This window comes from Maricaulis sp. D1M11 (assembly GCF_047308265.1).
Lineage (GTDB): Bacteria > Pseudomonadota > Alphaproteobacteria > Caulobacterales > Maricaulaceae > Maricaulis.
Genome location: NZ_JBKQWY010000001.1, coordinates 325,391 through 337,694, shown reverse-complemented (window position 1 = coordinate 337,694; position 12,304 = coordinate 325,391). Strand labels below are relative to the sequence as shown.

Here is a 12,304-nt window from a genome sequence, read left to right as displayed (position 1 = left end):
GGCTGCTAGCGGGCGGTGGCGACAATCGCACCATCGATGGAAAACGCCCCGCCCCCTCGAGCGAAGAGGTAAAACGCGGCCGCGCCATGCACTATGGCAATCGGCCAGGCGAGAGGCGACACCCAGATCAGGTACGCGAGAATGCCGAGCAAAAGACCAAGACCGGACAAGCGGGTCAAGAAGCCAGCCACAAGAAACCCACACAGGATTTGGCCACCCCAGACCGCAATAAAGGCAACAGCCTCTGCCGACATCATGGGCAGGCCCCAGACTTCGGCCGCAGCCACCAAACCCGGATCGACCTGCGGCCAGGAACCCGCATGCTCGCGTGCCCACATCCAGATGCCCGGAACCAGGCATACTCGAACCACAAGCCCCATCACCCAGTCGGGCATGAAACGCTCAGGACCAGCGGGACGGGTCTCGCTCGGATTCATATTCAACATGGTCACCCCCGGGGCCTTTCCGGACACATCTGGGCACCCCTGCCAATGCGTCACCCCATTTCCGGGCGGACCTTGCCCGCCTCGTGTGACAGTTTCAACCGGCTGCACCTATCGCGCGAAACGTGCGCCCACGAGATGATCCAAACTCGCGCGTCCGGGACCATAAACAGACAGATATCCGGCCATGACGATCCACAGGGCGTGCGTCCCCCACCAGGCTTCGGGATAGACGAGGAACTGGATCACGAGCGTCATGGCGAGCAGGGCCAGGGCCGAAAGACGGCTTGCCAGACCCACCACCAGCAGGAGAGGCAGGACAAATTCCGCCAGTGTGGCCATCCAGGCCGCCACGGCAGGCGGCAGGATCGGCAGATCATATTCATTGGCGAAGAGGGTGATCGTCGCAGGCTTCATGTCCAGCGGCAAAGCGGGGATGCGCATGCGGGCCCGTTCCACCGGGAAATCATTGATGTATTCCGTGTAGGTGAAAAGCTTGGTGGTCTGCACCTTGGTCAATAGCGAACGCCAGAACACGCCAGCCAGCGTCAATCGGGCCAGCAAGGCCAGAACATCAGCCAGCAATGGCGTTCGCAGAATGGCGATGGCGGCCATATGAGTGGCATGCAGTCTTGCGACCAGGCCACCGGTTCGGTGGGTTGAACTCATCAGTCTTCCTTTCCGGCGGCTTCGCCGCTCAATACGTTTTGCGACAGGGCCCATTGAAACACAGGGGCCGGGTTGAACCCGTCTACATGTTCTTGGGTTGCCGCGATTGCCGTTTCGAGCGTTCCCCCAGCTCCAACCCGGCGTAAGAATTCATGGCCGCCACGATCAAGCGGAGCGTGGCGAACCTCACCCCGCACTCGCCAGACCAGGCTGTGACGGTGATCAGACTGGACCGCCGCCTCAAATCTCAGATTGCGCCACAGCGCATAATGACCCGGCGCCGTCTCCAGCAATCGCACAGACGGATGCAAACCCGGCGCCCGTGACACCAGTTCTGTCGGTTCCAGGGCGGCCGCTTGCGCTGCAGTGAAGGCAGGCGCGTTCACAGAATGATGCGCTTCCAGCCAGGCCCGATCATGGGCAATAAGTCCGGGCAAGTCTTTGGGGAAGGCCGGCCCGCTCCATTGCTCCAGCACCTGGGCCAGCGCCTCTCCATACAAGGTCATACGATGCGCGGTCGGTGGGCGACGTTCCCAATAAAAGCGCGCTACAGCCTGGAAATTCTCTTCACCCAGCCGTGCCTGAACCGACGGATAGGCTGCTCGGAGTGCATCAATCGCACTACGTACGACCGTATTGCGATAAACGGCAAAACGCGCGCGCTGATCCGCGTCCAGGCCGAGCTCACTCAGGGCGGTTGTATCACCCGAACGAAGGGCGCTCGCAAACTGGTCCTGGAGACGCTCAAGCATGCCGGCGCCCCATCAGGGGTTCCGACAACATGTCGAGCAGCGACTGGGCGCGATCCCGCTCAGCCAGCAGTACGTCGAAGGGGGGAATATCGTTGTCTCGTTCAATCAGGACAGGTTTGGGACCCGTTCGGGCCAGTACACGGGCGCACAAACTCCATACCGGGTCGGGCACAGGCGCTCCATGTGTGTCGACCAGAAGCGCCTCGCCCAGCTGGCTGTCGGCTTCATGTCCGGCCAGATGCAACTCACCCACGGCCTTCAGCGGCAATGTCGCCAGATACGTATTGATATCATCGACGAGATCCCAACCCATATTCCGGGCGGTCACGTATAGATTATTGACGTCAAGCAACAGGCCACACCCGGTTCGCTCGACAGTCTCTGCCAGAAACTCGGCTTCCGGCAATTCTTCGGGAAGATCGATATAGCGCGAGGGGTTTTCGATCAGCACCTGGCGCCCCAGCGCCTGTTGCATGATATCAACATGATCAGCGAACCGGTCGAGCGCGCATCGCGTCATCTGAACCGGCAGGAGATCATTGAAAAACACGCCAGCATGCGCGGACCAGGCCAGGTGCTCAGACACACGGACCGGATTGACCCGCTCCATAAGCCGCGTCCAGCGTTTGAGATGGTCCGGATCCGGTCGATCCACACCGCCCAGCGACAAACCCACACCATGGAAGGACAGGTCATGGGTTTCAGCGAGCGCGGTCAGCCAGTCGAGGCGCGCCCCCCCCGCTTCCATGTAGTTTTCAGGATGGATCTCGAGCCAGAGACCGTCGACCTGCGCTTCCAAAACCGGGCGATAATGCTCCGGTTTCAAACCAATGCCGGCAGAGGGCACGGGGTTTGCCGAAGGGACAGAAACAGCGGAAGTCAAGTCGGCGGCCTCCTGCTACCGGCTGAAATGGGGGGCACAGGACCGGTAGCGTGCTCGGGAACCTGATCGATCAGGCGTTACGGGCGCTCGATCGGCTCCAGGGATCCATTGCCGTACGGCGTCTGGATGGTTTCGCACTCACCTTCAGGAACATAGACCCAGGCATTGCCCTGATAGTCGACCGTAGACGTACCGGCGCAGGACGTACCCGGGCCTGCAGCACAATCGTTTTCACCGGCCAGGGACACGCCATAGCACTGTTCGGTTTCGTCCAGGGCGCTGGACGTGTCAGCGTGGGCCGCAGCAGCGGACAGGGACAGGGCCAGGGCAGATGCCGCAGCGGCGGCGATTTTGGTATCGGCTTTCATCAGTCTCATCTCCTCGTTTCCCGGTCCGGGCGGGACAGTCCCCGGCGGGCAGGGAGACAGTCCCAGATGAGGCGATAACAAGCGAATCACGTCCACCCGCAGTCGGGTCACCAATCTGTGAGGGCGGTTAAGCTGCGCTAACCCTGTTGGCCACACAACGCGGACCTAACCCCCACAGATCCCGATACAGACAGGCTCCGAACAGACAGCCAAAGGACAGAAGGGCGCCGCCCGGGCAACGCCCCTTCGATCGATGGCCACAGCGCTGATCTCACACCATGGCCATCAGCCTGTTAGTCGATTTGCAGATCCGACAGATTGAATTCGATCTCGCGCACCGCGTCGCCCTCGCCATCGCGGATGATGAGATCCACATCACCGCTGGCCCAGTCGACGGCCACTTCACCGAAATTCACGGGCGCATACATGTCACCGATCCGGTTCGGACCCGCTTCGTTGTTTTCGTCACGGAAAGACAGGTTCAGCGAGGAAGAGGTGATCTCGTACAGCGGGTAAGGCGCCACATCGTCGCGCAGATACAGGCCGGAGGAATGCCGATCGCCCGACAAGAGAACCACACCGTTTGCTCCGGTTTCGGCAACCAGATTGTAAAGGCGCTCGCGCTCATGCGGCATCGTCCGCCAGGCTTCATATCCGTGTCCATCGGCATGCACCTGGATCGACGAGACGATCAGGCGCAGCTCGGCCGGTTTTTGTAATTCTTCCGCCAGCCAGGCCCATTGTTCGTCACCCAGCATGGAGACGCTGGTATCCTCACTCGGAATGTAACGCTCACGACCGGGCGCATTCCGCTCGTCCGTCATGGTCAGCGGCCCGCGGAAGTAACGCGTATCGAGCATGATGATCTGGATGCGCTGCCCTTCCGGTCCGAGGATACGCGCGTCATGAATGCCCGGGCGGGTGCGGCGAACATCATCAGCAGGCACATTCCAGAAGTCGAGGAAGATCTCCTCGGCATAGCCCTTGTACGGGAACTGGGCGCCAAAATCATTCATGCCATAGTCGTGATCGTCCCAGGTCGCGAGCATGGGCGCGTTCTCACGCAGTCGAATGAATTCCGGCGCTGCGGCCAGCGCAGCATAGGCATCACGCAGCTCCGGCAGGGTGGCGTCCCAGGAATAAGCGTCGCCATAGACGTTATCGCCAATGAACAGGAAGAGATCCGGATCGGCCGCTGTGACCTGATCAAGAATTTCCATCCCCTCTTCCGGGCGCGAACACGACCCGAACAGAATGCGGGAGTAAACCGCGTCCGTTGCCGGCTCGCCCATGCCCAAGGACGCCTGTGGCAGTTCAATGTCCAGCTGGTCGTAATAGGGTTTCAGCGCATCCACGACATTGGTGGGTGCGGATTGCTGGGCCAGAACCGGGCTGGATACCAAAGCGGTGCTGGCAATCAGAGCGGCCAGGGCAGACAGGCGAGCGGACATTCAACATCTCCCGAAATGTGTTGTGTCCGGTCGATCTACGCCTGACCCGTGTCACACATGTGACGATAAGATTACCACGCAGACAGAAAAACCTCATGCATCAGCCGGCCGGGCAGGAAGGCGAACACACCCGGTATGATCAGAGCACCAAAATAGAGGGCGCTCGCCGCGCGCCGGTGTGCGCCCGGCCGCTTGCGGTGGATCTCCACCAGTAATCCGAGGAGCCCGAACAGGGTCAGCGGCACAAAGATGTGAAGCGCCGAAAACCCGCCGGCATTGATCTGACGGATGAACACCGCCGTCACGGCCGTGATGGCCATAAACACCACAAAAAGCGTGCCCAGCGTACGGTGCGGGAGCGTGCCCTTGGGGCCCAGCCATTGCACCGTGCCCACAACGAGAGCGGCGATCGCCGCTCCCGCGTGCAGCTGGATATGCCAGGGTGCTGAAAAAAAGGCCTGAACATCCATGATAATCTCCTAGTCGAGCGAGATGGACTGTTCCGCTGAACCGGCTACCATGAAATGGGCATCGCTCCATCGCGCCGGACCAAACCGTCCGGTGGCATTATTGGAGAAGGCATAGGGCTCGGAAGGAATGCCAAACGCGTTCATGTCCAGCTCGCCATCGCTGTCAAAATCCTGAAACAGCATGATGCCATAAGCCCCATCCGCGAGGTTCTCGAACACCACGGTGACAGTATCTCCGTCAACATGGGCCATTTCGCCTGTGATCGCATCCTGTTCATCCCAGGATGCCTCACTGGCATACAGGCCGACCTGAACCTGGCCGCCACGCTGGGCGTCGAGTCCTGAAATCGTGACCTGAATACGGGATTCGCCGTTGGCCAGGCTGGGCGCGGTCATCCCCAGAGCCAGCGCAGTGGAAACAAAAACAGCAGGCAAAGAGATCATGCGGGTCATTTTCATGCGTCCTTTCGATCTGGACGGGGCCATTCCTTGGGCGACCCGGGTCCAATAGGGTTGATCAGTCGAATGTCCGGCACCGGCCGGTGACCCCAGAGAAGCCGGCCTCGGCAGCGAAGAAAATCGACATTGCATGAAGGGGCTGCCGTCATGCGCGAAACGCGCTAGATGTCGGTTCGCGAAGCGCCAAACGACACGAAGCATGACCGTCTCCACCCTCCTTAACCGCCTGCGTCCTGCCCTGCCCACGATCGGTTGGGTGTTGGGCATAGGCACGTTCATGGCCATCCTGGCCCCCTACCAGTCAGGACGCCTGGGGTGGCCCGCGATCTGGTTTTACTGGACCGGTATGATGGCCATTGGCTGGATCAGCGGTACGATATTCTCCCGGGCGCTGGAGAAACTCTGGCCAGACCTGCCTGACTGGGCCGTCTCCGTGCTCAATTCCTTTCTGGTTTCGATCCCGATCACCTTCGGGGTGATCTCGATTGAATGGCTGACCGGCGGTCAACTTCCCTGGCAGGCCGCACCGATCGTCTATGTGATGGTCTGGGTTATTTCTGCGGCGGTCAGCGCACTCTCCTGGATGAGCGAACGCAGAACCTCGGCGGACAGCGCCCCGCCAACAGAGAACGCGCCGCAAGTCGGCGAGGCGCTCGTGTCCAAACTGCCCCATCGTTTGCGGTCTTCATCGATTTTGGCGCTCGCCTCCGAAGATCATTACCTTCGGGTTTATACCGAGGCCGGCGACGCGCTCGTCCTGATGCGACTGAGCGATGCCCTGAGCGCAGTAGAGACGCTGGACGGCGCACGAACACACCGCTCCTGGTGGGTTGCGCGGCAGGCGGTGGTGCAGGTCTCGAGGGGCGATGGACGGGCCGTGCTGACCTTGAAAAACGACATTGAGGTCCCGGTCAGCCGCACCTATTCACCGCGCCTTCGCGAAGCCGGGTGGTACTGAACCGCCCGCCAGCCCTCAGTTATTGCGTCGGACTAGTGTGCCAGCAAGATTGCGTAGGGCGCATCGCGCAGTAATTGCGTGGTTTCATCCCGCCCCAGCGAGCGCTGCCACCCCGGTGCTCCGAACCCGCCCATGACCAGAAGATCCACGTCCAGGGCTCGCGCCATCTCAGGAATGAGCTGACCCGGCACACCGCTCGGAGGCATCTCGGCCTGTTCCGTCATGAGCCCGTGCGCGCCCAGATATCGGGCCAGGGCATCCGTCGTGGGCAGATCCATCGCTTCCGGTCCGGCATGCAGGAGCGAGACCCGCTCCGCGCGTTTCAACAGACCCAGCCCGCCCTGCACCGCGCGCGAGACTTCCAATGATCCGTCCCAGGCAATCCCGGCATGACGCCCCGCCCTGTCGCTCTCACCCGCCTCCGGCAAGACCAGAACCGGACGTCCCGATACCATCGCTGCGGTTTCGATCGCATTGAGCTGGGCCGCAGCATCGCGAGTGCCCGGCCCCGCCATAATCAGCAGATCGCTCAGCCGCCCTTCAACCGCCATGGCCTCACGCGGCAAGCCCGAAAACTCGACAAAACTACCGGCATGGTCGGCCGAAACATGGGTGCGAGCATCTTCAAACCGGTCGCGAGCCTTCAGCGCGAGTTCGGCGCCGGTTCTGTCGACAGACGCCATCATGCTGTCCAGGGCGTAGACTGAGAAACCGTCTCCCCAATACGCACCAGCCGCTTCGGCGGTTGGACGCACGAACAGGGCGTCGAGGCAGAAATCCCATCGCGAGGCCAGGGCAAAACCCTGATCCAGCAGGCTCTCATCCCGATCATGTCCGGTCAGTACAAGCCGTGCGCGCTTCATTTGCCCTCTCCTGTGTTGGCCATCATGAGTGTGCGCCTCCCCGGTCCACTCGAAAAGAGGACGCCACGTCGCAGTCCTCCCGCTTGCCACCCGCTCGCGAGCAGGAAACACTGGTATTTAGATTTATCTGCCGCGCCCGGAGAGAGAGATGGAGCTCAAACTCAATCCTGACATTGATGTCGAGGCCTATGCTGCGGCCTATCAAAGAGATCCGCTTGTGCGCATACCTGACGTGTTCGCCCCGCAGACAGCCCAGGCGATTCACGATGTACTTTCCAAACACCTGGCCTGGCGATTGATCTTTCCTTTGCCAGAGAACGGGAAGGAGACAATCCACGTGCTGTCGCAGGCCGACATCCAGGCCATGGGGCAAGCTGCCCTCCGGGCTAAAATCCAGGCCGTCATGGAGCGCGCCCAGCGCAATATTGGCTATCTCTATTCGGCCTATCCCATGATCCAGGCCTATATGCAAAACTGGGATCCGGGACACCCCATCCACCGCATCACCGAGTTTCTCAACTCGCCGGAGTTTCTCGAATTCGGGAGCCGCGTCATCGGAGTGCCAGGGATCACCAAGGCAGACGTCCAGGCGACCCTCTACTCACGGGGCCATTTTCTGACCCAGCATGTCGATACGGGGATGGATAATGAGCGCCGGGCTGCCCTGACGTTCGGCTTCACCCAGGACTGGCAGACCGATTGGGGCGGATTGCTGATGTTTCTCGATGAGAGCAAGGATGTCAGCCAGGCGTTTTTGCCGCGCTTCAATGTCCTGTCTTTGTTCGACGGACGGCGCATTCACGCCGTCAGCCCGGTCTCACCCTTTGCCGGGGCAGGCCGCTTCCAGATTACAGGCTGGCTGCGGGATGATCCGCCGGCCTCAGGGTGACCAACAGGCCCCGGAATAACTATCAAGCCAGAGTCTTGCGGAACTCCGCCCAATCTCCGGCATTCTGTCCCCAAACATCCACTTTCATGTCAAAACCGGCCACCTCTGCCTGATATTCCAGATTACGCGAACCAATGCGCGAGGCCACAGCCTGACTGGGTGTGTTGTCCGCGTCGATCAAGTGGATAACGCTGTCCCAGGCCAGACGGTCAAAGACAAAATCCATCGCCGCGCGGGCGGCTTCGACCGCATAGCCGCGCCCCCAGCTGTCGCGGGTCAGGGTCCAGCCGATTTCGGGCTGGATCCAGCCATGGGGATACCACGGACCGACCCGCCCCAACCACTGGCCGGTCTCTTTTTCCAGAACCGAGAAGAAACCGTAACCCCGAAGCTGCCAATGACCGAGCACACTGGCAAAGGCGCGCCAGGCAATAGGTTCAGATTGCACACCGCCAATGAAACGCGTGGTCTCGTCGTCGGCCATCATGGCCGCCATGGCGGGAAAATCATCCTCCTCCGGACGGCGAAGGATCAGGCGCTCAGTAAACAGAACAGGACCGGTCATGACCTCAGCTCAGGCCAGACCGATCTGTTCGTCAAGTAAAATGCCGTTATTCGACTTTCAACGTGTCCAGGGAGGTCAGGACGTCTTCCGTCGAGACACGGATGCGATATCCGCGATCCTCACCAAAACCGGGCTCGTGCCAGAACTTGGCCTTAACCTCCCCCGTCGGTGACAAGGCAAATGCGACTGGATAGGGCAGCCCGTCAAACCGGCCCGAACGACCAATATAGACCGGGTCGAGAATGTCGAACTGGCGGATCACCACACTGCCCTCATCGGCCAGAAGGACAACCCGTGACGCGTGCTCCGCCGCGAAGCGGGCATTGGTCTCGACCGGTTCATAGGTCAGGACCGCCACGCCATAACCACGCTCGACGAACGCCTCATACATCATTTCCAGCTCGATCGTCTGGTTCTGGCAGAAGGGACACCAGTCCAGCGAGCGGTTAAAAAAGATCACGGTACCCGAAGGTCCGGAAATATCCGCCAGTGTGCGGACTGTTCCGGTCTGATCCGGCAACGACCAGTCCGTCGGCGCCTGGGAACCAATGGCCGGACCCAGATCCATGGCGCGCTCCTGCGCCACGGCCATCGCGTCTTGCGTCTCCTGGGCCAGGACCGCAGACGACAGGAAAACGGCCAATGCGGCCGCTGTTTTGAAAATCTTCATCATAATGTCGCCCCCACAGCGCAATACCGGTGATGCTCAATCATAAACTGCATCCGGTGCACCACCTGTGACCGGAATGATGTCAGACATACGCGGTATGCACGGGCGTTCAACCGGCGCAATTCTTGCGAGACTTCACAATCTCGTCGATTTTTTGTGAGGAGATCGAGACATGGAAGAGGAGCACCGGCCCGGCGTCCTGCGCCTGATCATCTATCTCATCATCGCCTCCGCGTTGACGGGAAGCCTTGCAGGTTGGGTCAATGCCAGTGGCGCACGCATGTGGACCTCACAGCTCGTGCATCCGGACTGGGTGCCGGGTTTCTCCATGCAGACCCTGGCCTGGGCCATTTTGATCCATCTCAATATGGTCAGCCTCTGGCTGGTTGAGCGTTCACAATCGCCCCGCGTGCGCCTGTTCGGACAATTGCTCGTCCTCACCGTGATTGCGACTCAGGTACTGAGAATTGTTGCCTTCTTTGCAACAGAGAATGTGCAGCTGGGTTTTGTCCTGAGCCTGGCCATTTGGGTGTTCAACCTCTTTGCCATCGGCCTGGTTGGCAAGATCAGCCGCCCGGCCGGTTTTGTGCTCTGGCCCGCCTTTGTGATGCTGAGCGGTGGGCTGATCATCAATTTCGAGCTTATGCGGCTCAATCCGCCTCTATAAGCGCACTGCCCCTGCAGCCCCCCAGCCGCGGTCTAACGGACGCACAAAAAACGCCGGACTCTGAGGAGCCCGGCGCCTTTAATCCACTAGCGTCAATACGCTCAGGCCAGGGACGGCTCCAGACCTTTACAGGCCTCAACCAGACCTTTGACCGCCTCAACAGAGTGATCGAACATGGCTTGCTCATCCGCGTTGAGAGAAATCTCGACAACTTTCTCAACACCATCCTTACCGATGATGACCGGCACGCCGACATAGAGATCATCCTGGCCGAACTGACCGGTCAGGTGAGCCGCACACGGCAGGATGCGCTTCTTGTCGCGCAGGTAGGAGACAGCCATTTCGATGGCGCTCTCAGCCGGTGCGTAGAAGGCCGACCCGTTACCGAGAAGCGCCACGATCTCGCCGCCGCCCTTCCGGGTCCGGTCAACAATGGCATCCATTTTTTCAGACGTGGACCAGCCCATCTCGACCATGTCCGGAACCGGGATGCCGGCGACGGTGGAGTAACGCAGCAGCGGAACCATGGTATCGCCGTGACCACCCATGACGAACGCGTTCACGTCTTCAACAGACACTTCAAACTCGTCAGCCAGGAAATGACGGAAACGCGCGCTGTCCAGAACGCCGGCCATGCCGACGACCTTGTTATGCGGCAGACCGGAGAACTCTCGCAGTGCCCAGACCATGGCATCCAGCGGGTTGGTGATGCAGATGACGAAGGCGTTCGGTGCATATTTGGCGATGCCTTCACCCACCGCTTTCATGACCTTGAGATTGATGCCCAGCAGGTCATCACGGCTCATGCCCGGCTTGCGCGGCACGCCAGCGGTGACGATGCAGACATCGGCGCCCTCGATGGCGGCATAATCATCAGAGCCGGCAAGCTTGCTGTCCTTGCCGAACACCGGGCTGGCTTCGGCGATATCGAGCGCCTTGCCCTTGGCCGTGCCTTCGGCGATGTCGAACAGGACCACATCACCCAGCTCTTCGCGAGCAGCAATGTGAGCCAGTGTGCCGCCGATCATGCCGGCGCCGATAAGCGCAATCTTTTTACGTGCCATGGGGAGGTCTCCTCTGCGGAAAGGTAAGGCGTTGATGCGGTCTACCGCTGCGCGATGATTTCTTCAAGGCGTGCTTGCGGCCCCGACCGGGCAACCCCAACTAGACCAAGGTCTGACGAGGGAGCACAGAATGTCCGATACCGCTGGCTGGCAACTAGCCGAGCTCAACATCGCCAAGGCGCGATACGAGAACGATGATCCACGTTTCAAGGATTTCGTCGACATGATCGGCCCCGTCAATGAAATGGCAGAACGCATGCCGGGCTATGTCTGGCGACTGACCGACAAGGGAGGTGTGGGCACGATGGATATCCAGGCGTTTGATGATCCGCGTTTGCTGGTCAATCTCAGCGTCTGGGAAGACGCAGAGAGCCTGGAGGCCTTTGTCAACAAGACCGTCCACGCCAAGGTGATGGGGCGCCGCAAGGAATGGTTCGGCGCCATGGAAACGCATCACATGGTTTTGTGGTGGGTGAAGGCCGGGCACAGACCCGACCTGACCGAAGCAAAGGCGCGGCTCGACCGCCTGAACACGGAAGGGCCCGGCCCCGGTGCTTTCACCTTCGGCACCATTCATACGCCCGACGGGACACGACTGGACTGGGCAAAGAATACGGCCTGAGGAAGGCCCGACCGGGCTCAGGCAAACAGCGAGGGTAAAAGAATGGGCAGGGCGATTGCGACCGTGCTCATCAACCCGGCCGAGAACAACAAGGTGCGCACTGCGGGAATTCCGCTCCAATAGGCCGGCAGGTAGAGCGTCCGGCAAAGAATAAAGGTCAGCGCACCCCAGCGCGTCCACTCATTGCTGATGCCGGCCAGATGAGCAATCAGAACAACCGGGATAAACATGGCCATCGCCTCGATGTGATTGCGGACCGCCCGCTGTCCCCGGCCGATGACATTGGGGAATTCATAACGGCCGTCACGTGGTCCGATTTGCGCGATGAGACCGTAGACCCCAATCCCGATGACAGCCTGGTAGTTCACCGCTAGAAACAACAATCCCGCGGCCGCCAGTGCCATCCAAAGCTCAAACGTCATCCTTACCTCCATGATGCGTGTGTCCTGTTATGCCGATGCGATTGCGCAAAGGTGAAATGATTTATTTTCTTCTGGCGATGTTATTTTGC

17 protein-coding genes are annotated in these 12,304 nt (G+C 60.3%); 4 read left to right on the top strand and 13 right to left on the bottom strand.

Annotated elements, in window-relative coordinates; translation table 11 throughout:
* Window positions 1-5: 5 nt before the first annotated feature.
* From RMQ97_RS01755 to RMQ97_RS01720, 8 genes are all read right to left on the bottom strand, one after another.
* On the bottom strand, window positions 6-446 hold the full coding sequence (locus RMQ97_RS01755) for a TQO small subunit DoxD (protein ID WP_413659105.1): 441 nt from the start codon (window positions 444-446) through the stop codon (window positions 6-8).
* A gap of 108 nt (window positions 447-554) precedes the next feature.
* Window positions 555-1,112, bottom strand: a complete 558-nt coding sequence (locus tag RMQ97_RS01750) for a DoxX family protein (RefSeq protein ID WP_413659104.1) — start codon at window positions 1,110-1,112, stop codon at window positions 555-557.
* The gene (locus tag RMQ97_RS01745) at window positions 1,112-1,864 is read right to left on the bottom strand and encodes a DNA-binding domain-containing protein (protein ID WP_413659103.1); all 753 of its coding nucleotides are present in this window, start codon (window positions 1,862-1,864) and stop codon (window positions 1,112-1,114) included. Before RMQ97_RS01745 ends, RMQ97_RS01750 begins: the two co-directional genes overlap by 1 nt.
* The gene (locus RMQ97_RS01740) at window positions 1,857-2,711 is read right to left on the bottom strand and encodes a DUF692 domain-containing protein (protein ID WP_413659102.1); all 855 of its coding nucleotides are present in this window, start codon (window positions 2,709-2,711) and stop codon (window positions 1,857-1,859) included. The genes RMQ97_RS01745 and RMQ97_RS01740 overlap by 8 nt, the downstream gene beginning before the upstream one ends.
* A 113-nt stretch (window positions 2,712-2,824) precedes the next feature.
* Entirely contained in the window at window positions 2,825-3,115 is a 291-nt protein-coding gene (locus RMQ97_RS01735) for a DUF2282 domain-containing protein (protein WP_413659101.1), read from the bottom strand.
* A gap of 293 nt (window positions 3,116-3,408) precedes the next feature.
* On the bottom strand, window positions 3,409-4,566 hold the full coding sequence (locus RMQ97_RS01730; protein ID WP_413659100.1) for an alkaline phosphatase D family protein: 1,158 nt from the start codon (window positions 4,564-4,566) through the stop codon (window positions 3,409-3,411).
* 71 nt (window positions 4,567-4,637) lie between these two features.
* Entirely contained in the window at window positions 4,638-5,036 is a 399-nt protein-coding gene (locus tag RMQ97_RS01725; RefSeq protein WP_413659099.1) for a DUF2306 domain-containing protein, read from the bottom strand.
* 9 nt (window positions 5,037-5,045) lie between these two features.
* Entirely contained in the window at window positions 5,046-5,489 is a 444-nt protein-coding gene (locus RMQ97_RS01720; RefSeq protein WP_413659098.1) for a DUF2141 domain-containing protein, read from the bottom strand.
* Window positions 5,490-5,694: 205 nt separating this feature from the next.
* Between RMQ97_RS01720 and RMQ97_RS01715 the strand changes: the two genes are divergently transcribed.
* Window positions 5,695-6,453: a LytTR family DNA-binding domain-containing protein gene (locus RMQ97_RS01715; protein WP_413659097.1), complete on the top strand. Its 759-nt coding sequence runs from the start codon at window positions 5,695-5,697 to the stop codon at window positions 6,451-6,453.
* Window positions 6,454-6,485: 32 nt separating this feature from the next.
* Here the strand turns inward: RMQ97_RS01715 and RMQ97_RS01710 are convergent, their stop codons facing one another.
* On the bottom strand, window positions 6,486-7,316 hold the full coding sequence (locus RMQ97_RS01710; RefSeq protein ID WP_413659096.1) for a hypothetical protein: 831 nt from the start codon (window positions 7,314-7,316) through the stop codon (window positions 6,486-6,488).
* Window positions 7,317-7,464: 148 nt separating this feature from the next.
* On the opposite strand from RMQ97_RS01710, the gene RMQ97_RS01705 reads away from it, so the two are divergent.
* The gene (locus RMQ97_RS01705) at window positions 7,465-8,205 is read left to right on the top strand and encodes a 2OG-Fe(II) oxygenase (RefSeq protein ID WP_413659095.1); all 741 of its coding nucleotides are present in this window, start codon (window positions 7,465-7,467) and stop codon (window positions 8,203-8,205) included.
* Between the two features lie 22 nt (window positions 8,206-8,227).
* On the opposite strand, the gene RMQ97_RS01700 is transcribed toward RMQ97_RS01705, so the two are convergent.
* The gene (locus tag RMQ97_RS01700; protein ID WP_413659094.1) at window positions 8,228-8,770 is read right to left on the bottom strand and encodes a GNAT family N-acetyltransferase; all 543 of its coding nucleotides are present in this window, start codon (window positions 8,768-8,770) and stop codon (window positions 8,228-8,230) included.
* A gap of 46 nt (window positions 8,771-8,816) precedes the next feature.
* The gene (locus tag RMQ97_RS01695; RefSeq protein ID WP_413659093.1) at window positions 8,817-9,440 is read right to left on the bottom strand and encodes a peroxiredoxin family protein; all 624 of its coding nucleotides are present in this window, start codon (window positions 9,438-9,440) and stop codon (window positions 8,817-8,819) included.
* Window positions 9,441-9,612: 172 nt separating this feature from the next.
* Here RMQ97_RS01695 and RMQ97_RS01690 point away from each other — a divergent pair, with 172 nt between their 5' ends.
* Window positions 9,613-10,107 (top strand): tryptophan-rich sensory protein, encoded by a 495-nt coding sequence (locus tag RMQ97_RS01690; RefSeq protein WP_413659092.1) that lies wholly within the window; start codon window positions 9,613-9,615, stop codon window positions 10,105-10,107.
* A 101-nt stretch (window positions 10,108-10,208) separates the two neighbouring features.
* On the opposite strand, the gene mdh is transcribed toward RMQ97_RS01690, so the two are convergent.
* The gene (gene mdh, locus RMQ97_RS01685) at window positions 10,209-11,171 is read right to left on the bottom strand and encodes a malate dehydrogenase (protein WP_413659091.1); all 963 of its coding nucleotides are present in this window, start codon (window positions 11,169-11,171) and stop codon (window positions 10,209-10,211) included.
* Between the two features lie 130 nt (window positions 11,172-11,301).
* On the opposite strand from mdh, the gene RMQ97_RS01680 reads away from it, so the two are divergent.
* Window positions 11,302-11,793, top strand: coding sequence for a DUF3291 domain-containing protein (locus RMQ97_RS01680; RefSeq protein WP_413659090.1), 492 nt, complete (start codon window positions 11,302-11,304; stop codon window positions 11,791-11,793).
* Window positions 11,794-11,810: 17 nt separating this feature from the next.
* Here RMQ97_RS01680 and RMQ97_RS01675 read toward each other — a convergent pair whose 3' ends face one another.
* The gene (locus RMQ97_RS01675) at window positions 11,811-12,215 is read right to left on the bottom strand and encodes an MAPEG family protein (RefSeq protein ID WP_413659089.1); all 405 of its coding nucleotides are present in this window, start codon (window positions 12,213-12,215) and stop codon (window positions 11,811-11,813) included.
* Window positions 12,216-12,304 lie beyond the last annotated feature (89 nt).